Annotated in this window: 25 protein-coding genes; 17 read left to right on the top strand and 8 right to left on the bottom strand. The window is 72.7% G+C overall.

Features of this window, described 5'->3' with window-relative positions; translation table 11 throughout:
* The first annotated feature begins 49 nt into the window (after positions 1-49).
* A complete protein-coding gene (locus AQJ64_RS06695) occupies positions 50-568 on the top strand; it encodes a DUF4240 domain-containing protein (protein ID WP_055639198.1) in 519 nt (172 codons plus the stop codon).
* Positions 569-590: 22 nt separating this feature from the next.
* On the opposite strand, the gene AQJ64_RS06700 is transcribed toward AQJ64_RS06695, so the two are convergent.
* Complete coding sequence (locus AQJ64_RS06700) at positions 591-818, bottom strand: hypothetical protein (protein ID WP_055639197.1); 228 nt, start codon at positions 816-818, stop codon at positions 591-593.
* Positions 815-1777 (bottom strand): peptidoglycan recognition protein family protein, encoded by a 963-nt coding sequence (locus AQJ64_RS06705; RefSeq protein ID WP_240513031.1) that lies wholly within the window; start codon positions 1775-1777, stop codon positions 815-817. Before AQJ64_RS06705 ends, AQJ64_RS06700 begins: the two co-directional genes overlap by 4 nt.
* A 190-nt stretch (positions 1778-1967) precedes the next feature.
* Between AQJ64_RS06705 and AQJ64_RS06710 the strand changes: the two genes are divergently transcribed.
* Positions 1968-3152, top strand: a complete 1185-nt coding sequence (locus AQJ64_RS06710) for a MarP family serine protease (protein WP_059202478.1) — start codon at positions 1968-1970, stop codon at positions 3150-3152.
* 29 nt (positions 3153-3181) lie between these two features.
* On the opposite strand, the gene AQJ64_RS06715 is transcribed toward AQJ64_RS06710, so the two are convergent.
* Positions 3182-3676, bottom strand: coding sequence for a GNAT family N-acetyltransferase (locus AQJ64_RS06715; RefSeq protein ID WP_059202479.1), 495 nt, complete (start codon positions 3674-3676; stop codon positions 3182-3184).
* 70 nt (positions 3677-3746) lie between these two features.
* Here AQJ64_RS06715 and AQJ64_RS06720 point away from each other — a divergent pair, with 70 nt between their 5' ends.
* A complete protein-coding gene (locus tag AQJ64_RS06720; protein ID WP_059202480.1) occupies positions 3747-4646 on the top strand; it encodes a TIGR01777 family oxidoreductase in 900 nt (299 codons plus the stop codon).
* A 197-nt stretch (positions 4647-4843) separates the two neighbouring features.
* Positions 4844-6229 carry an NAD(P)/FAD-dependent oxidoreductase gene (locus AQJ64_RS06725; protein WP_055637219.1) on the top strand — a complete coding sequence of 462 codons (1386 nt, stop codon included), beginning with the start codon at positions 4844-4846 and terminating at the stop codon, positions 6227-6229.
* Positions 6230-6271: 42 nt separating this feature from the next.
* On the opposite strand, the gene AQJ64_RS06730 is transcribed toward AQJ64_RS06725, so the two are convergent.
* Positions 6272-7777 carry an NsdA family TPR-like regulatory protein gene (locus tag AQJ64_RS06730; RefSeq protein WP_055637218.1) on the bottom strand — a complete coding sequence of 502 codons (1506 nt, stop codon included), beginning with the start codon at positions 7775-7777 and terminating at the stop codon, positions 6272-6274.
* A 245-nt stretch (positions 7778-8022) separates the two neighbouring features.
* Here AQJ64_RS06730 and lipB point away from each other — a divergent pair, with 245 nt between their 5' ends.
* The 4 genes from lipB to AQJ64_RS06750 all read left to right on the top strand — a co-directional run bounded on the left by lipB (position 8023) and on the right by AQJ64_RS06750 (position 11231).
* Positions 8023-8820, top strand: a complete 798-nt coding sequence (gene lipB, locus AQJ64_RS06735; protein WP_055637217.1) for a lipoyl(octanoyl) transferase LipB — start codon at positions 8023-8025, stop codon at positions 8818-8820.
* A 114-nt stretch (positions 8821-8934) separates the two neighbouring features.
* Positions 8935-9924 (top strand): lipoyl synthase, encoded by a 990-nt coding sequence (gene lipA / locus AQJ64_RS06740; protein ID WP_055637216.1) that lies wholly within the window; start codon positions 8935-8937, stop codon positions 9922-9924.
* Positions 9925-10213: 289 nt separating this feature from the next.
* Positions 10214-10420 (top strand): SCO2195 family GlnR-regulated protein, encoded by a 207-nt coding sequence (locus AQJ64_RS06745; protein WP_059202481.1) that lies wholly within the window; start codon positions 10214-10216, stop codon positions 10418-10420.
* A gap of 112 nt (positions 10421-10532) precedes the next feature.
* A complete protein-coding gene (locus AQJ64_RS06750) occupies positions 10533-11231 on the top strand; it encodes a DUF4191 domain-containing protein (protein ID WP_059202482.1) in 699 nt (232 codons plus the stop codon).
* A gap of 99 nt (positions 11232-11330) precedes the next feature.
* Here AQJ64_RS06750 and AQJ64_RS06755 read toward each other — a convergent pair whose 3' ends face one another.
* Positions 11331-11798, bottom strand: coding sequence for an RDD family protein (locus AQJ64_RS06755; RefSeq protein ID WP_055637078.1), 468 nt, complete (start codon positions 11796-11798; stop codon positions 11331-11333).
* A 196-nt stretch (positions 11799-11994) separates the two neighbouring features.
* Between AQJ64_RS06755 and glnA the strand changes: the two genes are divergently transcribed.
* The 5 genes from glnA (at position 11995) to pspAB (ending at position 16875) form a co-directional block, all read left to right on the top strand.
* The gene (gene glnA, locus AQJ64_RS06760) at positions 11995-13404 is read left to right on the top strand and encodes a type I glutamate--ammonia ligase (RefSeq protein WP_055637077.1); all 1410 of its coding nucleotides are present in this window, start codon (positions 11995-11997) and stop codon (positions 13402-13404) included.
* 125 nt (positions 13405-13529) lie between these two features.
* A complete protein-coding gene (locus AQJ64_RS06765) occupies positions 13530-13787 on the top strand; it encodes an SCO2583/SCO2584 N-terminal domain-containing protein (protein ID WP_055637076.1) in 258 nt (85 codons plus the stop codon).
* Positions 13788-13789: 2 nt separating this feature from the next.
* Positions 13790-15268 (top strand): hypothetical protein, encoded by a 1479-nt coding sequence (locus AQJ64_RS06770; RefSeq protein ID WP_055637075.1) that lies wholly within the window; start codon positions 13790-13792, stop codon positions 15266-15268.
* 101 nt (positions 15269-15369) lie between these two features.
* A complete protein-coding gene (gene htpX, locus AQJ64_RS06775; RefSeq protein WP_059202525.1) occupies positions 15370-16287 on the top strand; it encodes a zinc metalloprotease HtpX in 918 nt (305 codons plus the stop codon).
* Between the two features lie 3 nt (positions 16288-16290).
* On the top strand, positions 16291-16875 hold the full coding sequence (pspAB, locus tag AQJ64_RS06780) for a PspA-associated protein PspAB (protein WP_059202483.1): 585 nt from the start codon (positions 16291-16293) through the stop codon (positions 16873-16875).
* A gap of 11 nt (positions 16876-16886) precedes the next feature.
* Here the strand turns inward: pspAB and AQJ64_RS06785 are convergent, their stop codons facing one another.
* Positions 16887-17144, bottom strand: coding sequence for a hypothetical protein (locus tag AQJ64_RS06785; protein WP_059202526.1), 258 nt, complete (start codon positions 17142-17144; stop codon positions 16887-16889).
* A 59-nt stretch (positions 17145-17203) separates the two neighbouring features.
* Positions 17204-18571 carry a DUF2252 domain-containing protein gene (locus tag AQJ64_RS06790; protein WP_059202484.1) on the bottom strand — a complete coding sequence of 456 codons (1368 nt, stop codon included), beginning with the start codon at positions 18569-18571 and terminating at the stop codon, positions 17204-17206.
* Between the two features lie 196 nt (positions 18572-18767).
* Here AQJ64_RS06790 and AQJ64_RS06795 point away from each other — a divergent pair, with 196 nt between their 5' ends.
* Positions 18768-19967: a winged helix DNA-binding domain-containing protein gene (locus tag AQJ64_RS06795; protein ID WP_055639122.1), complete on the top strand. Its 1200-nt coding sequence runs from the start codon at positions 18768-18770 to the stop codon at positions 19965-19967.
* A gap of 45 nt (positions 19968-20012) precedes the next feature.
* On the opposite strand, the gene AQJ64_RS06800 is transcribed toward AQJ64_RS06795, so the two are convergent.
* Positions 20013-20327 carry a hypothetical protein gene (locus tag AQJ64_RS06800; protein ID WP_055639121.1) on the bottom strand — a complete coding sequence of 105 codons (315 nt, stop codon included), beginning with the start codon at positions 20325-20327 and terminating at the stop codon, positions 20013-20015.
* Between the two features lie 240 nt (positions 20328-20567).
* Between AQJ64_RS06800 and AQJ64_RS06805 the strand changes: the two genes are divergently transcribed.
* From AQJ64_RS06805 to AQJ64_RS06815, 3 genes are all read left to right on the top strand, one after another.
* Positions 20568-20927, top strand: a complete 360-nt coding sequence (locus AQJ64_RS06805; protein WP_055639120.1) for an arsenate reductase family protein — start codon at positions 20568-20570, stop codon at positions 20925-20927.
* Between the two features lie 66 nt (positions 20928-20993).
* Positions 20994-21830, top strand: a complete 837-nt coding sequence (locus AQJ64_RS06810) for a hypothetical protein (RefSeq protein ID WP_211286463.1) — start codon at positions 20994-20996, stop codon at positions 21828-21830.
* 121 nt (positions 21831-21951) lie between these two features.
* On the top strand, positions 21952-22623 hold the full coding sequence (locus tag AQJ64_RS06815; RefSeq protein ID WP_055633182.1) for an RlpA-like double-psi beta-barrel domain-containing protein: 672 nt from the start codon (positions 21952-21954) through the stop codon (positions 22621-22623).

A 22623-nucleotide genomic window follows, 5' to 3' on the forward strand; every position in this document is an offset into this window, starting at 1 on the left:
GGCACTCGGGGTGCGCCGCACCCCCGCAGGCACGATGCTTGGACCCGTGATGGACGAGTTGGAGTTCTGGGAGCTGGTGGACGCCTCCCGTACGGCCGCGGAGGGCGACCCCGAGGAGCAGGCCGACCTGCTCGTGGAGCGGCTGATCCGGCTGGACCCGGAGTCCGTGCTCGACTTCGCCCGGCACTTCGAGTCCCGCTACAACCGCGCCTACACCTGGGACCTGTGGGGTGCCGCGTGGGTGCTGCTCGACGGGGCGAGCGACGACGCCTTCGACTTCTTCCGGTGCTGGCTGATCGGGCAGGGCCGGGAGACCTTCGAGGGCGCGGTGCACGATCCGGAGGCGCTGGCGGAGCTGCTGGACGAGTTCGACCAGGAGATCGACGGGGACGGGGAGGAGCTCGGGTACGCGGCCGACGAGGCCTACGAGCAGCTCACCGGGACCGTCGCCCCCGACCTCGGCATCGAACCCGCGCCGTCCGAACCCGAGGGCACGCCCGTCGACTTCGAGAACGAGGGGGCGCTCGCCGAGCGCTATCCCCGGCTGTGGGGGCGCTTCAAGGAGTGAGCGCCCCGTCCGGCGGCCGGCGTCATACGGCCACCCTGCGGCGGGTGCTGTCCGTCGGGATGTACGCCTGCGTCTGGTCGGCGCGCACCGCGTGGTGCAGCGGGGCCCTGTTGGCCTGTTCGAGGGCGGACGCGGTGACGGCGGCCGGGCCCAGGACGACCGCGGTGACGGCGCACAGGACGGTCCAGGGGCCGCGGGCCGCCCTGATCCAGCCGGCGGTGGTGTGCTCGCTCGTGTGACTGCTGTTCATCGTCCCCGCCTCCGGTCGGTCTTTCTTGTGTTGTTCATGACCGTAGACGGCGGGAATGGGAGAACTCTGAATCCTGCCTGAGGCGTTCCTGTGAGCGTCCCCGAGGGTGCTGTGACGGCCGTCCGGCCCTGGAGCCGGGCGGCCGTGGCACGGATCTCGGGGAGGCGGGCGGTGAGGGCGGCGCCGGGACAGCTCGTCATGTAGCCGTCGTTGTGGCCGGCCAGGGCGGGCAGGGTGGCGGTGGTGCCGGCGGCGTACCGGCTGAGGCTGTTGCTGGAGGTGAGGCGGGCCATGGTGCGCGGGTCGACGTCGGCGAGGCCGAGCTTCCAGGCGGTCAGCGCGGCGATCGCGTCGACCATCGGCTGCGGGACGGGACTGCCGGCCGTGAACGTGCCGAGGGCGGCGATCCCGGCGGTGCGGTGGTTGAAGCCCTGGGTGTGGGCGCCGGTGACGGGGCGGTCGACACCGCCCGCGCGGCCCTCGTAGATGGTCCCGCAGCGGTCGACGAGGAAGTTGTAGCCGATGTCGTCCCAGTCGCGGGCCCCGGTCTGGCCCGTGTAGAGGTAGCGGATGATGCGGGGCGCGTCGGCGCAGTCGTAGCCGTTCGGCGAGTCGGTGTGGTGCACGAAGACGGCGACGACCTTGTCGTCGTAGCGCGGCGGCGGCTGGCGGCGCCGGGTGCGGGCGTCGAGCCAGGCGGTGCGGGGCACGATCGGCGGCCGGACCGCGGTGTGCGCGGGCGCCGCCGTGCTGCGGGCCGGGGTGGGCAGACCGGCGCGGGCGGCCGGCCGGGCCGTGGTGATGTGGTCGGCGCCGCCCGTGCACAGCACCAGGGCGGTGACGGCGGCGAATCCCGGCAGGCAGCCCAGCAGCGCGAGGAGCGACCCCGGTATCCGCGCCGGGCGCCGTCCTCGTCGCGTTCCCCGGCTCCCGCGCGGGGCCGGTCGAAGGGCGCACATGGACCCACTGTCGGCCGGTTCCGTCCCGCCCGCGATGTGTGCTGTGCCACCTGGTGGAACCATCGTCCCCGTCCACGGCGTTTCCCGGGGTGCACGCACGCGGGGCCGATCGTGTTCAGCCACGCTCGCGTGCGGCTGATCACTGGGCCCGTCCCCCACGTACTGAAGGGTCCTAGAGAAAGGCGGCCCCGTGGACCTGCTCGACATCCTGCTGGCGCTGGTGATCCTCGCCTACGCCGGCTCCGGCTACCGGCGCGGACTGGTGGCGGGCTGTGTCTCGCTCGCCGGGTTCGTCGGCGGGGCGGTGGTCGGTGTGTGGGTGCTGCCATGGGTGATGAAGCTGGTGACACCGGGGACCACGGCGGCGACGGTGGCCGCGGTGTTCACGGTCCTGGTGCCGGCCGCGTTCGGGCACGAGCTGGCGGGGCGGCTCGCGCTGCGGCTGCGGCGCGAGCTGGACCGGGGGCCGCTGCGGGTGGCGGACGGGATCGGCGGGGCGGTGGCGAACGCGGTGGCGGTGCTGATCGTGGCGTGGGTGGCGGCGAGCGTGCTGGCCGCGTCGCCCTCCTCACCGGTGGTGACGTCGTCGATCCGGGACTCCAAGCTGCTGGGCGCGGTGCAGGACGCCATGCCGGACACCACCCCGGCCTGGTTCTCCAACGCCACCTCCGCGCTCACCCAGGCGGGCTTCCCGCAGGTCTTCAACCCGTTCGAGAACGAGTCGACGGCCGAGGTGGCCAAGCCCAGCGGCGACAGCGTGACGGCGCGCGCGACCAACGCGGCGAAGCTGAGCACGGTGAAGATCGAGGGCTCCTCGGGCGACCAGGGCCGCGAGGGCAGCGGGTTCGTGTACGCGCACGAGCATGTGATGACCAACGCGCACGTGGTGGCCGGCATCGACCACCCGAGCGTGCGGGTGGGCGGGGTGGGCGCCTCGTACGAGGCGACGGTGGTGCTCTTCGACCCGGACAAGGACGTGGCCGTGCTGTACGTGCCGCAGCTGCGCGCCCCCGTGCTGCGCTTCGACGACTCCGCGGAGCGGGGCGACGAGGCGGTCGTGGCGGGCTATCCGCAGGACGGCGACCTCAATCTCCAGGCGGCGACGGTCGCGAACCGGGTGAAGGCGACCGGCCGGAACATCTACAACGACTCGACCGTGACCCGCGAGATCTACTCGATCCGTTCGACGGTCCGCCCCGGCAACTCCGGCGGTCCGCTGCTGACCACGGACGGCGAGGTGTACGGGGTGGTCTTCGCGCGCTCCACGTCCGACAACGAGACGGGGTACGTGTTGACGGCGGCGGAGGTGTCCGGGGACGCGGCGCGGGCGGCGAAGTCGACGGCGGCGGTGGACACGGGTGAGCTGACGAGCTGATCACGTCGTCCGGGTGCGGCCGCGGCCCTTCACACCCGGCGGCCCATCAGGACGTCGTCCACGTACTCGCCGGCCAGGAACATCTCCTCCGGCAGGGTGCCCTCGACCTCGAAGCCCTCGGACTCGTAGAGCTTGCGGGCGGGGGTGTTGTGGCCGAGGACCCGCAGGGTGATGCGGCGGGCGCCGACGCGGCGGGTCTCCTCGACGGCGGCACGGACCAGCGCCCGCCCGACGCCCTTGCCACGGGCCTCGTCGGCGACGGCGAGGCCCTGTATCTGCCGTACGTGCGCGGTGGCCGCCAGCGAGGTCGGCGGCACCAGGCGGATGTAGCCGAGGACACGGTCGCCGACCTCGGCGACCAGGTGGTCCTCGGGGTGGTGGCGGTCGTCGAAGAAGGGGGCGTCGGACGCGGGCTTCGGCCCGACCGCGTGCAGGTGCGACCAGGTGGCGTGGTCGATGCGGGCGAGCACCGGGGCGTCGGCGGGGCGGGCGGGCCGGATCCGGGGGGCGGGGGTGTCGGGCATGGCGTCACCCTAGGCCGCGCGGGGAGGGACCCGACAGGGCTTTTATGCCGTTGCGCGGCAGGATGATTCCATGCAGAACGAACGTATGCGAATCGCGGTGGCCGGCGCGTCCGGTCTCATCGGCAGCGCCCTGGTGCGGTCCCTGACGGCCGACGGGCACGAGGTGGTCCGGCTGGTGCGGCACGCGCCCCGGGGCGCGGACGAGGTGCGCTGGGACCCCGAGCGGGGGCAGGTGGACGCGGCGGGGCTCACGGGGTGCGCGGCCGTGGTCAACCTGGCGGGCGCCGGGGTTGGGGACCGGCGGTGGACGGAGACGTACAAGCGGCGCATCCACGACAGCCGGGTGCACGGCACGGCGGGTCTCGCGAAGGCGGTCGCCTCGCTCGACGAGCCGCCGCGGGTGTTCGTCAACGGCAGCGCGATGGGCATCTACGGCGAGACCGGCGAGCGGGTCGTGGACGAGGACTCGCCCGCCGGCACGGGCTTCCTGCCGGAGCTGTGCGTGGAGTGGGAGGCCGCCGCGGCGCCCGCCGGGCAGGCCGGGGTGCGGACGGTGTTCCCCCGGACCGGGCTGGTCGTGGCGCGCGGCGGCGGGGCCTGGGGGAAGCTGTTCCCGCTGTTCCGGGCGGGCCTCGGCGGGCGGATGGGCGACGGCCGGCAGTACTGGTCCTACATCGCGCTGCACGACGAGGTCGCGGCGATCCGGTATCTGATGGACCATGACGAGCTGTCGGGGCCGTTCAACCTGACCGCGCCGGAGCCGCTGACCAACCGTGAGATCACCGAGGCGATGGGGCGGGTGCTGCGGCGGCCGACGCTGTTCCCGGTGCCGGCGCCGGTGCTGCGCACGGTGCTGGGCGAGATGGCCGGGGACGTCCTGGGCAGCGCACGGGTGGTGCCGAAGCGGCTGCTGGAGTCCGGGTTCACCTTCGCGTTCCCGGGGATCGAGGACGCCGTGCGTGCGGCGTGAGAGGGCTCGTACGGCGGTGTGCGACCGGGCGTGCCCACCCCCGGCGACCGTATGCGACCGCCGTGCGACCGTGCCCTGCCCATGCGCGACTGTCCCTGACCGATCACGGCCCTAACCTCGATCCGAACTCGGGCATCCCGGAAGCCCGTTGGGGGCATGACGTCTCCACCGGCCGCGCAAACCTCGAGGAGGGGCACGTGCTTGAGCCCGCGTACCAGGCAGACGTCGTCGTCGTGGGAGCCGGAGTCGCCGGACTCTCCGCCGCACATCGGCTGACCAGCGCAGGAATTACGACCGCAGTCCTGGAGGCCGCCCACCACGTCGGCGGCCGCATGTCGACCGAGAAGGTCGACGGCTTCCGGCTCGACCGCATCGGACAGCTGCTGTCCACGGCCTACCCCGAACTGGGCCTGACCCCGGGGCTCGACGCGCTCGTGCTGCGTCCCTTCGCCCCCGGAGTCCTGCTGCACAGCGACGGGCGTCACCACCGGGCCGGCGCGCAGGCGGGCGCGGGGAGCGCCAGGGGCGCACTCCATGCCGTACGCGCCCTGGCGAGCGCCCCTCGGCCGGGTGCGCTGCCCCGGCCGCGGCAGGCCGTCCCGCCGCCCCGGGTGCGGCCCGGCGCTCCGCTGGGCACGGCCGTGGACCAGGCCCGGCTGGGCGCCGCCCTCACCCGGATCGCGGCCACCCCCGCCGAACGGCTGCTGCGCCGCCCGGAGTCGGCGGCGGCCGAGGCCCTCGCCGCGCGCGGGCTGCCCGCCCGCACGATCGACGGGTTCCTGCGCCCACTGCTCGCCGCGCTGCTGTGCGACCCGGACCTCACCACCTCCAGCCGGTGCGCGGACCTCGCGCTGCGCGCCTTCGCGGCGGGCCGGCTCTGTGTGCCGGAGGGCGGCGCCGAGGTGCTGCCGGAGCTGCTCGCCCGGACCCTGCCGCCGGGCGTGGTGCACACCGGGGTGCGGGTCACCTCGGTCTCCACGACCTCGGTGACCACCGCCGAGCACGGCGAGTTCCGCTGCCGCGCGGTCCTGGTGGCCACCGACGCGCGCACCGCGGCCGAGCTGCTGCCCGGTCTGCGGGTGCCGGACTTCCACCCGGTGACGGTGGTGCACCACACCACGGACGAGCCCCCGGCGACGGGCGGGTCCCTGCTGCTGGACGCCGACCGCGGCGGCCCGGTCGCGCACACGACCGTGACCAGCGCGGTCGACCCCTCGCGGGCGCCCGAGGGCCGCGCCCTGATCTCCTCCACCGTCCTCGGCACCCCGCCCGGCGGCGTCGACACCGCCGTACGGATGCATCTCGCGCGGCTGTACGGCACCTCGACCGCGCGATGGGAGACGCTCGCCGTCCACCACACGGCCGAAGCCGTGCCCGCGATGCGCCCGCCGCACGATCTGCGGCGGGCGGTACGGCTCCTCGCGGGGCTGTACGTGTGCGGGGATCACCGGGACACCAGCACCGTGCAGGGGGCGCTGCACTCGGCGCACCGGGCGGCGGCGGCGATTCTCTCCGATCTGGGGGCCGGGGGATCCATGCACCGTTCGGACCCCGTGCGGCCCGCCGCCGTCGAGGCTGCCTGACGTTGGTGTGCCGGTACAGCCCCGCGCCCCTTTCGGGGCGCTTCAGCCCAGCACGGACACCTTGTCCCGGTAGGTCCTCGCGGGTGCCGCGTCGCGGTACGGCTCCAGTCTGCGTTCGAAGTCCCTGATGTACTCCAGCGCGCGGACCGAGCGCATCTCCGCCGCCTGGACGGCCGCCTCGGCGGCCAGGTGGCAGGCCTGGTCGAGTTCGCCGAGGCCCAGGCGGGCGGTGGCGAGGACGACACGGCAGAACAGGCGGCTCCGGGCGTAGGCGGCGGGCCGCAGCTGGAGGGAGCGTTCGGCGTGCTGGGCGGCGGCCCGGAACTGCTGGAGGTCGCGGTGGCAGTGCCCGAACTCGCCGGCCAGCTGGCCCTCGTCGAAGAACCGCGCCCAGTGCGGCACCTCGTCCCCCGGGCGGGCCGCCTCCAGGGCCCGCTCGGCCCGCACCAGCGCGGCCGTGCCGGCCCGCACCTCGCCGAGCACCCCGTGCCCGCGTGCCTCGGCCGCGTGCAGCAGGGCCTGCACGACCGGCGGGGCACCGCCGCCGATGCCCTGCTGGGCGACCCGGGCGAGCTGGACGGCCTCGCGGCCGTGCCCGAGGTAGACGGCCTGGCGGCTCATGGTGACCAGGACGTACGAGCCGTAGGCGCGGTCCCCGGCCGCCTGGGCCAGGCGCAGGGACTGCACGAAGTAGCGCTGGGCGAGGCCGTGCGCGGCGATGTCGAAGGAGGTCCAGCCGGCCAGCCGGGTGAGGTCGGCGGCGGCGCCGAAGAGCCGCCGGCCGGTCTGCTCGCCGTAGGTGCCGCGCAGCATGGGCTCGCACTCGTGCTCCAGGTAGCGCACGAGGGCCTGGCGGGCGTGGCCGCCGCCGTACATGTCGTCGAGGGTGCGGAAGAGCTCGCCGACCGAGCGCAGGGCGGAGATGTCGCCGCCGGTCACCCGCTGGCCGGGGCCGCGTTCGCCGCCCTGGCCGCGCTGGCGGGGGACGGCGATCTGCGGGAGGGCGGGGAGGACGGACCCGCCGGGTTTCGCCGCCGTCGCCCGGGGGACCGCCGGGCGGCTCTGGACCGGCACCCGGGGGGTCGTCTCGCCGCCGCGGGCCACCTTCTCGTCGGCCCGGCCGATCAGCCAGTCGCGGCTCGGGACGACGAGTCCGGCCGGGGTGAAGGCGATCTTGCGGAGTTCGGCGTGGCTGCCGGAGTCCTTGCGCCACAGGCCGCCGACGATGTCGATGGCCTCCTCGGGGGTGCCGGCGAACTCCAGCCCCGCGTACACCGGGGCGCACGCGTCCAGGCCGAGGTCCTGGGCGGTGAGCCGGCGGCCCAGGCGGCGGGTGAACACCTCGGCGATGAGGGCCGGGGTGGTGCCCCGGGGCTGCTGGCCACGCAGCCACCGGGTGACGGAGGTCTTGTCGTATCTGAGGTCCAGCCCGTGTTCGAGGCCCAGCTGATCGACGCGACGGGCCAGACCCGCGTTGGAGAACCCGGCTTCTGCGATGAGCGCGGCGAGCTGGCGGTTGGGAGTGCGCTGCGCGGGTCGTTCCGTCATCTGCGGTGCGGTCTCCTGCCTCCCGGGCCTCCGACGTGCCCGGATGAAGTGCCCTGAGGGCTGTGATCAGGTCTGATGCCTCGTGAACGGCGCGAATGTAGCGGAGCGTAAGCGGCCGGTCGCACATCTCGACCCTCATTCATCCGATCGTGTGAGGATTGGCCGTGCGGCTGACGCGGTAGCCGCGGACGTACAGTGGCGTGGGCGCGTTTCGTGCCTTACGACCTTCCAGGGAGGCGTTTGCCGTGAGTGAGTTGCGGTTCGTCCATATGGGTTTCGGAGCCGAGGCCGTGGAGTACCAGGAGGCCTGGGACGAGCAGCGCCGGGTGCACGCGGCCCGGTTCGCCGGCGAGATCCCCGACACCGTGCTGCTTCTCGAACACCCGCCGGTCTACACGGCCGGCCGGCGCACGGCCGACAACGAGCGCCCCCTCGACGGCACCCCGGTCGTCGACGTGGACCGCGGCGGCAAGATCACCTGGCACGGCCCCGGCCAGCTGATCGGCTACCCCATCCAGCAGCTCCCCCGCCCGGTGGACGTGGTGGCGCACCTGCGCCGGCTGGAGGAGGCGATGATCCGCGTCTGCGCGGAGTTCGGCGTCGAGACCAGCCGGGTGGAGGGCCGCGCGGGCGTCTGGGTGCTGGGCGACCCGATGGAACAGCGTCCCGCACCGGGCGGACTCGCCCTCGACTTCGACCCCCGGCTCACCGACGAGGAGTTCGACCCCCGGCTCAACGGCCCGGAGTACGCCCCCTCCAACGCCGGCCAGCGCCGCGAGGACCGCAAGATCTGCGCCATGGGCGTCCGGGTCGCCAAGGGCGTGACCATGCACGGCTTCGCCCTGAACGTGAACCCGGACACGTCCCAGTACGACAGGATCATCCCCTGTGGCATCCGGGACGCCGGTGTCACCTCCCTGGCGTACGAGCTGGGCCGCGAGATCACCATCGACGAGGTCCTGCCGGTCGCCGAGCGCCATCTGACGGAGGTCCTGGGCGGCGCGGACCTGAAGCCACGCGTCATCGAGACGGCGACCGCCTGAGGCGTGCACGCCGGAATGGACCCGGGGTCCGTCGGGTTGGCCTGACGGCAGGGCTCAGTAAACACGGGCGTACCCTGGTGTGCGCCGAGGAATCGAAGTCACAGGGAGCCGGTCGTGTCCGCAGTCACCCCCGACGGACGCAAGATGCTGCGCCTGGAGGTCCGCAACAGCCAGACCCCCATCGAGCGCAAGCCCGAGTGGATCAAGACCCGGGCGAAAATGGGTCCCGAGTACACCGCCATGCAGAAGCTCGTGAAGAGCGAGGGGCTGCACACCGTGTGCCAGGAGGCCGGCTGCCCCAACATCTACGAGTGCTGGGAGGACCGCGAGGCGACCTTCCTCATCGGCGGCGACCAGTGCACCCGGCGCTGCGACTTCTGCCAGATCGACACCGGCAAGCCCGAGGCACTGGACCGTGACGAGCCCCGCCGGGTCGGCGAGTCCGTGGTCACCATGGACCTGAACTACGCCACCATCACCGGTGTCGCCCGTGACGACCTGGAGGACGGCGGCGCCTGGCTGTACGCCGAGACGGTCCGCCAGATCCACCAGCAGACGGCGGCCCGCGAGGCCGGCCGCACCAAGGTCGAGCTGCTCGCCCCCGACTTCAACGCCGTGCCGGAGCTGCTGGCGGAGGTCTTCGCCTCCCGCCCCGAGGTCTTCGCGCACAACGTGGAGACGGTCCCGCGGATCTTCAAGCGGATCCGCCCCGGCTTCCGCTACGAGCGCTCGCTGAAGGTGATCACCGAGGCCCGCGACCACGGCCTGGTCACCAAGTCCAACCTGATCCTCGGCATGGGCGAGACCCGCGAGGAGGTCAGCGAGGCGCTGAAGCAGCTGCACGACGCCGGCTGCGAGCTGATCACCATCACCCAGTACCTGCGCCCGTCCGTGCGCCACCACCCCGTGGAGCGCTGGGTCAAGCCGCAGGAGTTCGTGGAGCTGAAGGAGGAGGCCGAGCAGCTCGGTTTCTCCGGGGTGATGTCGGGTCCGCTGGTGCGCTCCTCGTACCGCGCCGGGCGGCTCTACCAGATGGCCGTGGAGCAGCGACACTCGGCTGCTCCGCAGCGGGGAGTCGCCCACGTGGCCTCGCAGGCCGTGTGACCTGGGCGACAGCCGCCAACGGCCTTGCGCCATACGGGCGCCGGGCAAGCGTGTGAACTCGCGCACAAGGTACTACTGGCCAGTAACGGCCGAAACGACGCGGTCCCGACCGTCCTCGCAGATGAGGGCCCCGGTCGGGACCGCGTCGGCGTTCACCGCCCGTCCGGCGCCCCGCATCAAGGCTTCATTGGCGTTTGACCGGTCGGTCACGCCCTGGTAACACCGAACAGTGACGCTGGTGTCACACCTCGTAGATGCCCATCCCAACCTGCCCGAGGGGGACCTTCCCATGCAGGCCGCGCCGCCCGTTCGCGCCACCGCGATCCCGTCCTTCACCACCGCCCTGCGCGCCGTCGAGTCGCTGCTCCTGAGCAGCGGACAGCGCACCGCCCGCCGCAACGCCTGGACCTCCGTGCTCGAGGACCGCCGCCGCGCCAAGGACCGGGTCGAGGCGCAGCGCGTCCTCGAAGCGGTCACCTCCGCCCGCACCTCCTGACCCACCGCTCCACCGACTCCCCACCCCACACCCCTCCCCGCCGCTTCCCGCCGCTTTCCTCCCGGGCACACTGCCGTCGTCGGCACTTCCGGGGCCACGTAGACTTCCTGGCATGGCGAGAAGTGACAGCGCGGCGGACGCCGCGAACCCCGGGCGACTGAAGCAGATCGCCCTGACGTACAAGATGACCCGCAAGGCCGACAAGACGATCGGTCTGGTGCTCGCGGGTGTCTTCATCCTCATCCTCGGTGTCTTTCTCGCGATCGGTTTCCTGATCGGCCACCCGGTCTACCTGGGCATCCTCGGCTTCCTCCTCGCCTTCCTCGGGACGGCGATCGTGTTCGGCCGACGGGCCGAGCGAGCCGCGTTCGGGCAGATGGAGGGCCAGCCGGGCGCCGCGGCGGCCGTGCTCGACAACATCGGCCGCGGCTGGACGACGACCCCCGCGGTGGCGATGAACCGCAGCCAGGACGTGGTGCACCGCGCCGTCGGCAAGGCCGGCATCGTCCTGGTCGCCGAGGGCAACCCGAACCGGGTGAAGAGCCTCCTGGCCGCCGAGAAGAAGAAGATGAACCGCATCGTGGCGGACGTCCCGGTGCACGACGTGATCGTCGGCACGGGCGAGGGCCAGACCGAGCTGAAGAAGCTGCGGACCACCCTGCTGAAGTACCCGCGCGTCCTCACCGGCCCGCAGGTCACCGCGACGACCGACCGGCTGCGCGCCATGGGCGACCTGATGAGCAACATGCCGCTCCCGAAGGGGCCCATGCCCAAGGGGATGCGCCTGCCGAAGGGCGGAAAGGCCCGCTGAGCCTTCCTGTCCGAGCCTTCCTGCACGGCGAGGGGGGCGCCCGGTGATCACCGGGCGCCCCCCTCGCCGTATGTCCGGAGGTCGCCGTATGTCCGGGTCCTAGATCCGCACCTCGACCGTGCGGGCCAGCCGGTCGTGCAGGCCGCGGCCGTCGCGGTCCCAGATCAGGGCCGGGAGGGCGAGGCAGAGCAGCAGCGTGCGGATCGCCGAGCGCAGCGGCTTGACGGTGCCGGTGTCCAGCGACACCACCCGCAGACCGAAGATCCGCTTGCCGGGGGTGAAGCCGAGCGTCCCCACCGTGAGCAGGCTCACGGCCAGGAAGACCAGCAGGGTCCAGTTGCTGGTGGAGGGGGTGTAGCCGTCGGTGATCAAGCTGTATGCGATCAGCAGGCACAGACCCCAGTCCACGGCGAGTGCGCCCAGACGCCGGCCGGGGCGGGCGATCGAGCCCGGTCCCTCCTCCGGCAGACCCAGTTGCTCGCCCCTGTATCCGAAGTCGACACCGGCTTCCTCCGCGGCCGCGCGGGGGCCCGAGAGCCACGATCCGATTGCTTCCCTCTTGTCCACGCGTCCACGGTACTGCCCCCGTTTCGCGATGCGGACAGGTGGGTGATTCGGACGGAGTCCGGTTAACTTGTGCGAAACAAATGGGTCACGCCCGAGAAATCACGCGTCCCTAGGGTCGAGGACAGCGTGTGCCACCGCACTGGCCGCACGAACGAACTACCACCCCGGCTCGACGGCCGGGAGTAGGAGGAGCTGGATGTTCCAGAACGCCGACGAGGCCAAGAAGTTCATCGCGGACGAGGACGTCAAGTTCGTCGACGTCCGCTTCTGCGACCTGCCGGGCGTCATGCAGCACTTCACGCTGCCCGTCGAGGCGTTCGACCCGGACGAGGAGCTGGCGTTCGACGGTTCGTCGATCCGCGGCTTCCAGGCCATCCACGAGTCCGACATGGCCCTGCGCGCCGACCTGTCGACCGCGCGCGTGGACCCGTTCCGCCGTGACAAGACGGTCAACATCAACTTCTTCATCCACGACCCGATCACGGGCGAGCAGTACTCCCGTGACCCGCGCAACGTGGCGAAGAAGGCGGAGGCGTACCTGGCGTCGACCGGTATCGCCGACACCGCGTACTTCGGTCCCGAGGCCGAGTTCTACGTGTTCGACAGCGTGCGCTTCAAGACCTCGGAGAACGAGTCCTTCTACCACATCGACTCCGAGGCCGGCGCCTGGAACACCGGTGCGCTCGAGGACAACCGCGGTTACAAGGTCCGCTACAAGGGCGGCTACTTCCCGACCCCGCCGGTCGACCACTTCGCCGACCTGCGTGCCGAGATCTCCCTGGAACTGGCCGCCTCCGGCCTCCAGGTCGAGCGCCAGCACCACGAGGTGGGCACCGCCGGCCAGGCCGAGATCAACTACAAGTTCAACACGCTGCTCGCCGCCGCCGACGACCTCCAGCTCTTCAAGTACATCGTGAAGAACGTGGCCTGGCGCAACGGCAAGACCGCGACCTTCATGCCGAAGCCGATCTTCGGCGACAACGGCTCGGGCATGCACGTCCACCAGTCGCTGTGGAGCAACGGCACGCCGCTGTTCTACGACGAGGCGGGCTACGCGGGCCTGTCGGACACCGCCCGCTACTACATCGGCGGCATCCTCAAGCACGCCCCGTCGCTGCTCGCCTTCACCAACCCCACGGTGAACTCGTACCACCGTCTGGTGCCGGGCTTCGAGGCCCCGGTCAACCTGGTGTACTCGCAGCGCAACCGCTCCGCCGCGATGCGTATCCCGATCACGGGCTCGAACCCGAAGGCCAAGCGTGTCGAGTTCCGCGCGCCCGACTCCTCCGGCAACCCGTACCTCGCCTTCTCGGCCCTGCTCCTCGCGGGTCTCGACGGCATCAAGAACAAGATCGAGCCGGCCGAGCCGATCGACAAGGACCTCTACGAGCTGGCCCCCGAGGAGCACGCGGGCGTCCCGCAGGTCCCGACCTCGCTCCCGGCCGTCCTCGACTCGCTCGAGCGCGACCACGAGTTCCTGCTCGCCGGTGACGTCTTCACGTCCGACCTGATCGAGACGTGGATCGACTACAAGCGCGCGAACGAGATCGCCCCGCTTCAGCTGCGCCCGCACCCGCACGAGTTCGAGCTGTACTTCGACGTGTGATCGAGCCTCTGTCGTAGGCCGGCGCCCCCGTTTCCTGTTTCTCAGGGCGGGGGCGCCGTCGTATGGTTTCTGACACTTGCCTTCTGGCACTGCTGTTCGAGCACAGACAACAGGGGGATACGGGGATGTCCGAACAGGACGACGACCAGCGGGAGTTCGACATCAAGTGGGCCGACCAGGCCGAGTACAAGGAGCCCTCGGCGCGGGCCCGGATGCTGGCGGCCCGCTGGAAGGAGAACCCACCGGAGCCGGTGCCGTTCCGGGGCGACCCGGAGCATGTGGGGCCGCGCCGGTCGTCGTGGGTGTCGACGGTGATCGTGCTGGGGTGCGTGGCGGCGGTGATCCTGATCCTGGGGTACGCGCGGTTCCAGGCGCCGTACTAGGCATGGACGCGATCACCAGCGAGGACGGGGAAGCGGCGGCGGTACGGCTGGTGCGGGGGGAGCCGGTCGGCACGGTGCTGCCCGGTGACGACCCGGGGGCCTGGATCGCGCTCGACGCCGCCGTCCGGCGCTGCGTGTGGCAGGACGGGCGCGGCCGGCTGCCGCCCTGGGCCGCCACCGAGGGCGGACGGGCGCTGCTCGCCGCCGTGCGCCGCAACCGGGCACCCGGCCTGACCGCTCGGCTGCGGCCCGCGAGACCCCTCACCGAGTCCCAGCTCGCGCTGGCGCTGTGCCACGGGGACGGCAGGATCCGCCAGGCGGCCCTCGAACAGGCCGCCCACCACCCCGGGCTGTTGCCGCTGGTGGTCGTGCGCTGCTCCGACTGGGCCCCGCGGGTGCGCGAAGACGCCCGGCGGCGGCTGGCGGAGGCGCTCGACGAGCGCACCGCCGTACGGCTGATGCCGCTGGTCCTGCGCCTGGGGTGCCGGGGCCGGGGCGACTTCGCCACCGACCTCGCGGACCGGTTGCTGCGCGCCGCTCCGCCGGAGACCCTCGCGCCGCTCTACACCGACCCCGACCGTGCCGTACGCCGGTACGCGTACCGCCTCGCGGTCGACGAGCGGCTCCTGTCCTCCGCGGAACTCGCCCGTGCCGCCGCCCGGGACCCCGACACGGTCGTCCAGAACCTGTGCGCCGACGCCGCCCTGGCGGCCGTGGCGGACGGCGGGGACCACGACGACGTCCTCGAACCACTGCTCGGGGCCCGCAGTCCGCAGGCGCGGGCCGCCGGGGTCACCGCCCTGCGGCGGGCCGGGCGGAGCGAGCGGGCCGTGGGGTTCCTGGCCGACCGTTCGGCGGTGGTGCGGGCCTGTGCGCGGTACGTCGTACGGCAGGGCGGGCACGATCCGCTGCCCTGGTACCGGGAACGGTGCGCCGAGCCCGAGGGGCCGCCGCCGGGGGCCGTGATCGGGCTCGCGGAGTGCGGGGAGCGGGCCGACTCCGAGGTGCTGTGGGCGCTGCTCGGGCATCCGGTCGCGGGCGTGCGGGCCCGGGCCGTCGCCGGGCTGCGGACCCTGGACGTGACGGACGTACGACGACTGTGGCCGTTGCTCGACGATCCGGCGCCCGGGGTGGTGCGGGAGGTGACTGCCGCGCTGCTGCCGTCGGCGGGGAACGTGCCCGAGGAGCTGCTGACGGAGCGGCTCGGTGAGGCGTGGCCCCGGCAGGTGCGGGTCGCCGCGTTCCGGCTGCTGGAGGCGCGCGGCGGGGTGGTGCGGCTGCGGGCCGCGGTCGCGACGCTCGACGACCCGGACGAGAGGATCCGGCAGTGGGCCCGTCAGTCCGTGCAGGGCTGGCACCCGACGGCCGACGTGCCGCGGGAGGCGGCGGCGGAGGTGGGTGAGCTGCTGGACCGGTCGCGGCATCTGTTCAGCGCGTACGTGCTGATGCGGCGGAAGTGGGAGGCCGGCGTCCGGACCTGAGCCTTTGCTGCTCCTAGGCCTGATCAGGAGCGCTTCATGGGAGTGCGCGGGTGCACACTGGCTGTGGGGGCGAGTGCCTGACTGCCTGCGGGGTGATGCAGATGCGGAGCCGTTTCCAAAGCGACCGGGGCCTGACCGTGCGCATGACGGTCACCATGTTCCTGCTGGGGCTGCTGTACGTGGCGTTCGTCGCCGCGCTGATCGTGTTGCTGAAGTCGTGGCTGCTGGTGGTCGTGCTGGTGGCGGCCATGTTCGTGGCGCAGTTCTGGTTCTCCGACCGGATCGCGATGTTCGCCATGCGCGGGCGGGTCGTGGAGCGCGAGGAGTATCCCGAGCTGCATGCCGTCGTGGACCGGCTGTGCGCCCTGTCCGACATGCCGAAGCCGGTCGTCGCCGTGTCCAGCATGGACATGCCGAACGCGTTCGCCACCGGACGCAATCCCGAGCACGCCGTGGTGTGCGTGACGACCGGACTGCTGCGGCGGCTGGAGCCGGCCGAGCTGGAGGGCGTGCTCGCGCACGAGCTGTCGCACGTGGCGCACAAGGACGTCGCCGTGATCACGATCGCGTCGTTCCTCGGTGTGATCGCGGGGCTGATCGTGCGGTTCGCGTTCTACTCGCAGCTGTTCGGCGGGCGCCGGGACCAGAACACCGCCGCGGTCTTCGCCGCCGTGATGGGAGTGTCGGCGGCCGTGTACGCGATCAGCTTCCTGCTGATCAGGGCGCTGTCCCGGTACCGGGAGCTGGCCGCGGACCGGGCGGCCGCGCTGCTGACCGGGCGGCCCTCGGCGCTGGCCTCCGCGCTCACCAAGGTCTCCGGGGACATCGCCCGGATCCCCACCAAGGACCTGCGCACGGCCCAGGCCTTCAACGCGTTCTACTTCACCCCGGCGACCGGCAGGGAGCCCGGCATCGAACGCTTCTTCTCCACCCACCCGAGCCTTGAGCAGCGGCTCGACCAGTTGGGGCGGATCTCCGCCGAGCTGGGTGAGGCGGCCACCCCCGGGAAGGCAGGCTGACGCATGGGGCTGCTCGACATCCTGCTCGGCCGGACCAAGCCGGTCATCCCCGACCTCGATCAGCTGTTCGCGCTGCCTTCGGCGGCGATCACGCTGGAGGCGGCGGCCGGCTTCACCCCGACCGGGCAGGGCGCCGTCTGTTTCGCGACCGTGGAGGGCGCGGCCTTCGAACAGACGCACCGTGAGGTCCAGGCCCTCCTCGACGCCGACATCGAGCGCACCGGCCCCCCGGTCCAGCTCCTGCGCGACGACTACGGCTACTCCTGGCTCCTCTCCCACCGCTCCCCCGACGACCTCTCCGCCCTGGTCAACGACCTGCACGCGGTCAACAGCGCCATGGAGATCAACGGCTTCGGCCCCCAGCTGCTCTGCTCCCTGGCCGCCTTCGAGAACCCCGCCGGACGGTCGCTCGCGCTCGTGTACCTGTACAAGCGGGGCACGTTCTACCCGTTCGCGCCGCTGCCCGAGCGGGGGCAGCGGCGCGACAACGCGCTCGAACTCCAGGTGAAGGCGGTACTGGCGAACGACCTGCGGATCGAGCAGGACCTCAGCCGCTGGTTCCCGGTGTGGGGCGCGCCCGGCCTGTGAGTCCCGCTCGCCTACCTGCCGCGCTCGCGTTCGTAGCGGCGCTCCCACTTGGTCTGGAGGTCGCGACGGGCGCGGTAGGCCTTGTAGGTGGTCGGGGCGGGCCCCGGGGGCGGGGTGGAGGACGACGAGGACGACGACGAGGACGTGGTCGTGTCCCGGCCGTACTGGACGTAGACGTAGAGCAGGGCGACGGCGGCCAGCCAGTGGAGGGGGTTTCCGAATCCCAGGACGACCAGGACGAAGGTCCCGGTGATGATGACGGTACCCATGTCGTTCAGCGTAGGCAGACCGTCACTCACCGTGCATCTCCTTTTCCGGGCAACCCCTCTCATACGTCGGGGGCCGCCGTGACCACCCCCGCCGCGATGGCCGCGCGCAGGGTCGCGTGGTCGGTGGTGGTCCGGTCGGCGTAGGCCTCCGCGAAGTCGGCGATCGCGTGTTCGAAGGTGTCGCCGGTGCCGAGGTAGCCGGCGAGGGCGATCCGGTCGCCGGAGCGGGCGTGGGCGCGGGCCAGGGCGGTGCCGCAGAGCCGGGCGTACGCCGTGAGGTCGGCGGGGGTCATGCCGGCGACGTCGGCGGAGCCCTTCATGTCCCGTAGCTGGCGCCAGTAGTAGGCGCGGCCCTGGGGTCCGGTCATCCAGCCGAGGAAGATGTCGCTGGCCGCCTGGAGCAGCCGTTGTCCGGCGACGACCCGGTGGCCGGGGTGGGGGTGGGGCCCGCTCGGCAGATGGGCCTCCAGGACGGAGGCGCGGGCCTCCTTGATCTGGAGGAACAGCGGGTCGTCGGCGTCCCGCCCGGCCAGCAGGACGATGAAACAGCGCAGGCCGACGCTGCCGACGCCGACGACCTTGCGGGCGGCGTCGACGAAGCGGTAGCGGTCGAGGAGCAGCCGGCGCTCCTCGGAGAGGGTGGAGCGGTAGTCGCTGAAGATCTTGCGCAGGGCGGCGGAGTCCGAGACGCCGGCGGGTTCCAGGAGCGGCGGGTCGTGGATGATGCGGTGGCGTCCGTCGACGCGTTCGGTGAGTTTGCCGAGGGCCTGGAGGCTGGTGCGGCGGCGGGCCCGGGTGAGGCTGGCCTCGGCGCGCCGGCGGTGGCGGGCGGAGCGCAGCAGGGGCAGCAGCCGGTCGGCGTCGATGCGTTCGTACCAGACGTCCAGCTCGCCGAGCCGGGCCAGCCGCAGCATCGCGGTGCGGTAGGCGGCGACGGCCGCGACGGTGGCGGCGCGCGCCCTGGGCCCGGCGTGGCCGTTCTCGCGGGCGGCCACGGCGACGGAGGCGGCGAGGCGTTGCACGTCCCATTCGAAGGGGCCGGGGAACGTCTCGTCGAAGTCGTTCAGATCGAACAGCAGCGCCCGCTCCGGGGACGCGTACAGCCCGAAGTTGAGCAGATGGGCGTCCCCGCAGAGCTGGACGGTGAGTCCGGTGTGCGGCCGGGCGGCCAGGTCGGCGGCCATCACGGCGGCGGCGCCGCGCAGGAAGGCGAAGGGCGAGGCGGCCATCCGCCCGTACCGGACGGGCAGCAGCTCGGGCAGCCGGTCCCGGCCCTGCCGTTCCAGGACGACGACGGGGTCCGGCCGGTCGACCGGGGGCAGCCAGTCGGCGTGCGCGGAGCGGGGGACCCGCTTACGGGCCTCCTTGCCGCGCCGGGTCCGCTCCTCGGGGGTGCCGGGGGCGCCGGGGGTGCCGGGGGCGCTCATGTTCCTCGTCTCCGCTCCACACCGGCCTCCCGTCGCGAACGCACCGCCGTCACGCCCTTGTTCGCAGTGAAGGACGGGGGGCCGAGGCGCGCATGCCGGGTCCGGCGAACGGGTGACGCGCGGGGCGGGGCCCGATTGTCAGTGGTGTCGGGGAGGATGCGTTCAGGGACCGGTGACGGCGGGGCGGGAGTCCGGGATGGGTGAGAGCATGCGGTATGTCGACGGGGCGGAGCGGCGGGCCCGGCTGGCGCTGCGGCACCGGCTGACCGCGGCGGGGCGGGCCACGACGCCCGAGGCGGTGGCCGCGTCCCTCGTCGCCCTGCACGGGACGGATCCGGCGACGGTGTATCTGGCGGTCGGGGCGCGGCTCGCCGATCCGGCGGGGCCGGTGCCGGCGACGGAGCGGGCGCTGTACGAGGACCGGACGCTGGTGCGGATGCACGGCATGCGGGACACGGTGTTCGTGTTCCCGGCGGAGCTGACGGCCGTCGTGCACGCCTCGACCGGCCTGGCGGTCGCCGCCCGGGCGCGGGCCTCGCTGGTGGCCGACATGGCGAAGGCCGGTGCCCCGGACGCGGCCTGGCTGAAGGAGGTCGAGGAGTCGGCGCTGGCCGCGCTGGGGCGGCTGGGGCAGGCGACGGCGGCCGAGCTGGCGCGGGAGGAGCCCCGGCTGCGGGAGCGGTTCGTGTACGCGGCCGGGAAGAGCTACGAGGGGGTCCACACCGTCTCGACCCGGCTGCTGCGGCTGCTGGGGGTGGAGGGGAAGGTGGTCCGGGGTCGCCCGTTGGGCTCCTGGACGTCCAGCCAGTTCCGCTGGGCCCTCGCCCCGGCACATCCCGAGATGGACCCCGCGCAGGCCCAGACGGAGCTGCTGCGGCGCTGGCTGACGGTGTGCGGTCCGGCCACCGAGGCGGATCTGAAGTGGTGGACGGGGTGGAAGGTGACCGACGTCCGGCGGGCGCTGAAGGCGATCGGTGCGCAGGCGGTGACGGTGGACGGGGGCACGGGGTACGTCGTCGAGGGGTACGTCGTCGAGGGGGACGCCGGTCCGGTGGCGGCGCCGGAGGAGCCCTGGGCGGCCCTGCTGCCGGCTCTCGATCCGACGGCGATGGGCTGGCAGGGCCGGGACTGGTATCTGGCGCCGGAGCTGCGGCCCGCCCTGTTCGACCGGAGCGGCAACATCGGGCCGACGGTGTGGTGGAACGGCCGGGTGGTGGGGGGCTGGGCCCAGCGGGCGGACGGGGAGATCGTCTGGCGGATCCTCACCGGGGAGGGGATCGGCCGGGACGCGGAGGCCGCGGTGGCCGCCGAGGCGGAGCGGCTGGGCGGCCGGCTGGGTGAGGCCCGGGTGACGCCCCGGTTCCGGACACCGGTGGAGAAGGAGCTGGCGGGATGAGGGAACACCGGGTGCCGTGCCCACGAACGGCACCCGGCACCCGGCTCACCGGTTGTAGCGCAGGTACGCCCTGACCATGTGGCACGTGGTGTCCGACGGCGGGTGGACACCGATCAGCTCGGCCGTGCTGCGGATCTTCTCGTTGCGGGCCTGGTTCGGCAGGTAGACGCCGAGGTCGAGCAGCGCGATGGCGAGGCGCATCGCCTTGAGGCGGCGGTTGTGCGCCACATACCACTCCCGGGGCCGTCCGGCCGGCAACGGCCGCTTCGCCACGGGCACATAGGGCAGGTCGAGCTGGACGGAACGCTTCGCGGTGGACTGGGTCGGCAGCGGCTTCGGCTTCAGTGCGGCAGCGGGCACGGGCATCCTCCTGTCGCGGTCAGAACCCCGCCGGGATCTCCGGCGGAACTCTCGAACACTGCATCCAGTCTACTGCCCCCCACTGACATTCAGCAGTCCGCAATCGCCTTCAAATGCCCAGGTGAACAACGAAATTGGCGCGGTGTCACACCAGGTTCACGAGGTACGCGAGAGGCGCCAAATATTCGAACAGGGCTGCCGCTCGGGCACCCCCTGCGGCAGGTCGTTACCGTGGGCCCCATGGAGATCTGGATCAACCCGGCCTGCTCGAAGTGCCGCAGCGCGCTGACGCTGCTCGACGCGGAGGGCGCCGACTACACCGTCCGCCGGTATCTGGAGGAGGTGCCGAGCGAGGACGAGATCAGGGACGTACTGGACCGGCTCGGCCTCGAGCCGTGGGACATCACCCGGACCCAGGAGGCCGTGGCCGGGGAGCTGGGGCTGAGGGCGTGGGCGCGGGACGCGGCCTCGCGCGAGCGCTGGATCGCGGCGCTCGCCGGGCACCCCAGGCTGATCCAGCGGCCGATCATCACGGCCGACGACGGTACGGCCGTGGTGGCGCGCACGGACGAGGCCGTACGGGACGCTCTGTCCCGTTAGTCGGCTGGGCGACGGTTCGTCCGGCGGCGGGAGCCGGGGGGCGTACCGCTGTTACCCTCCGCGGCCATGACCTTCGATGATCAAGGAAATCCGGACGCCTGCGTCGACCCGTACGCCGAGTTCATGGCACGGGAGGAGCGGATACGGCGGCGCCGGCGGACGCGGCGGGCGGTGGGGGCCGGGGCGGGTGTCCTGCTCGCCGGCGCGATCGCCGCCGGTGCGGCGACGGTCGTGGACGAGGAGCGGCCCTCGGCGGCCTCGGGCACGACCGTCTCGGACACCGGGGCCCCGGGCACGGGCGCCCCGGGCGCCGGAGCCGTGCCGTCCGTCGGCGTCACCCTCCCCTCCGACGCGCCCCGTTCCCTCCCCTCCCTGCTCTCCCGGCCGGTGATCCGGCCCGAGCAGGCCTTCCCCGCCACGAGCGTCCGGCTCACGGACGGCTCCCGGTACACCCGGGTCGATCTGGCCACCACCACCGACTGCGCCCGGGGCACGTCCCCCGGACTGGCCCGGCTGATCGAGCAGGGCGGGGAGTGCTCGCGGCTGACGGCAGGGCTGTTCACGGACACCGACCGGCTCTCGCAGATCACGGTCACCGTACTGAGCTTCGCCCGGGTCGAGGACGCCTCGCGGGTGTTCATGATGGCCTCGACGGATCCGGTGACGTACCAGGTCGTCTCCCTCGACCCGCCCCCGGAGGCGGGGCTGCCGACGGTGCCGCCGGGTTCGGCCGGGGTCTTCCGCCGGCTGATGACGGTCCGCTCGGTGGTGTTCGCCAACGGGCAGTGGGGGGACGGGAAGGAGAGCCGGGAGGCCGAACTCACGGCCCAGACCGAGGGGTTGCTCCGGCACGTCAACGCCACGGTCGTGGCGTACGAGGAGGGGCGGACGGGGCGGGGCTGAGGCACCCCCGGGCCGCTGTGTGACGCGCGCCACTCCAGCCGGCCTCCATGACCCCTGAGTAACTTCGTTCGGGATCTCGTACATAGCGGCGTACGCTCCCCTATCTCTTCAGGAGGCGCGCATGTCGCGCAGGAGAACACTCGGCACGAAGAAGACGATCGCCCTGCTCGTCGGAGCGGCGGCGGTGGCGGGCGGTGGGGCCTTCGCCATGGCGGGCAACTCGAACGCTTCACAGACGCCACAAACCCTGTCGGCCGGGAACTCGACCGTCTGCCAGGGGCTCGCCACCGCCCTCGGCAACAACCAGAAGTTCATCGACGGCCAACGGGCCGCTCCGGACGCGCAGTCGGCGGCCCGGATCGCCAACCGTGAAGCGGTCATCGCGCAGATCAAGGTCCAGCAGAAGGCGTCGGGGTGCACCGTTGGGGAGTCGGCTCAGGACTCCCAGGCGGCGCAGCCGACCCAGCCTTCGCAGGCGGCCTCGACCCCCGCGGCGAACACCGGGAACACCGGAAACGCGGGGAACGGCGGTGCCGCGGCCTCCGGCCAGCAGGTCTGCAACGGCTCGACCGTCACCCTCTCGGGAGAGGGGGGCGCGCCGGCCGCGTCCAGCAACCAGTTCCCGGCGGGTACGAAGCTGAAGGTCACCAACCTGGACAACAACAAGTCCATCACCGTCCAGGTGACCTCGGTCTCCGGCAGCTGTGTGCTGCTGAACAACGCGGCTTTCGAGCAGGTCCGTGAGCCCGGCAAGTTCCTGATCCGCCGCGCCGTGATCGAGAAGGTGGGGTGA

It is taken from the genome of Streptomyces griseoruber, assembly GCF_001514205.1.
Lineage (GTDB): Bacteria > Actinomycetota > Actinomycetes > Streptomycetales > Streptomycetaceae > Streptomyces > Streptomyces griseoruber.

Bases quoted from the DNA above. Each gene is read 5' to 3' on its own strand.
- AQJ64_RS06730 (WP_055637218.1), bottom strand. From the start codon at position 7,777: ATGACGGAACGACCCGCGCAGCGCACTCCCAACCGCCAGCTCGCCGCG.
- AQJ64_RS06810 (WP_211286463.1), top strand. From the start codon at position 20,994: ATGACCTTCGATGATCAAGGAAATCCGGACGCCTGCGTCGACCCGTAC.
- AQJ64_RS06815 (WP_055633182.1), top strand. From the start codon at position 21,952: ATGTCGCGCAGGAGAACACTCGGCACGAAGAAGACGATCGCCCTGCTC.
- AQJ64_RS06705 (WP_240513031.1), bottom strand. From the start codon at position 1,777: ATGTGCGCCCTTCGACCGGCCCCGCGCGGGAGCCGGGGAACGCGACGA.
- AQJ64_RS06745 (WP_059202481.1), top strand. From the start codon at position 10,214: ATGCAGGCCGCGCCGCCCGTTCGCGCCACCGCGATCCCGTCCTTCACC.
- AQJ64_RS06770 (WP_055637075.1), top strand. From the start codon at position 13,790: ATGGACGCGATCACCAGCGAGGACGGGGAAGCGGCGGCGGTACGGCTG.
- AQJ64_RS06750 (WP_059202482.1), top strand. From the start codon at position 10,533: ATGGCGAGAAGTGACAGCGCGGCGGACGCCGCGAACCCCGGGCGACTG.
- AQJ64_RS06700 (WP_055639197.1), bottom strand. From the start codon at position 818: ATGAACAGCAGTCACACGAGCGAGCACACCACCGCCGGCTGGATCAGG.
- AQJ64_RS06695 (WP_055639198.1), top strand. From the start codon at position 50: ATGGACGAGTTGGAGTTCTGGGAGCTGGTGGACGCCTCCCGTACGGCC.
- AQJ64_RS06805 (WP_055639120.1), top strand. From the start codon at position 20,568: ATGGAGATCTGGATCAACCCGGCCTGCTCGAAGTGCCGCAGCGCGCTG.
- glnA (WP_055637077.1), top strand. From the start codon at position 11,995: ATGTTCCAGAACGCCGACGAGGCCAAGAAGTTCATCGCGGACGAGGAC.
- AQJ64_RS06795 (WP_055639122.1), top strand. From the start codon at position 18,768: ATGGGTGAGAGCATGCGGTATGTCGACGGGGCGGAGCGGCGGGCCCGG.
- AQJ64_RS06765 (WP_055637076.1), top strand. From the start codon at position 13,530: ATGTCCGAACAGGACGACGACCAGCGGGAGTTCGACATCAAGTGGGCC.
- AQJ64_RS06720 (WP_059202480.1), top strand. From the start codon at position 3,747: ATGCAGAACGAACGTATGCGAATCGCGGTGGCCGGCGCGTCCGGTCTC.
- pspAB (WP_059202483.1), top strand. From the start codon at position 16,291: ATGGGGCTGCTCGACATCCTGCTCGGCCGGACCAAGCCGGTCATCCCC.
- AQJ64_RS06790 (WP_059202484.1), bottom strand. From the start codon at position 18,571: ATGAGCGCCCCCGGCACCCCCGGCGCCCCCGGCACCCCCGAGGAGCGG.
- AQJ64_RS06785 (WP_059202526.1), bottom strand. From the start codon at position 17,144: ATGGGTACCGTCATCATCACCGGGACCTTCGTCCTGGTCGTCCTGGGA.
- AQJ64_RS06715 (WP_059202479.1), bottom strand. From the start codon at position 3,676: ATGCCCGACACCCCCGCCCCCCGGATCCGGCCCGCCCGCCCCGCCGAC.
- htpX (WP_059202525.1), top strand. From the start codon at position 15,370: ATGCGGAGCCGTTTCCAAAGCGACCGGGGCCTGACCGTGCGCATGACG.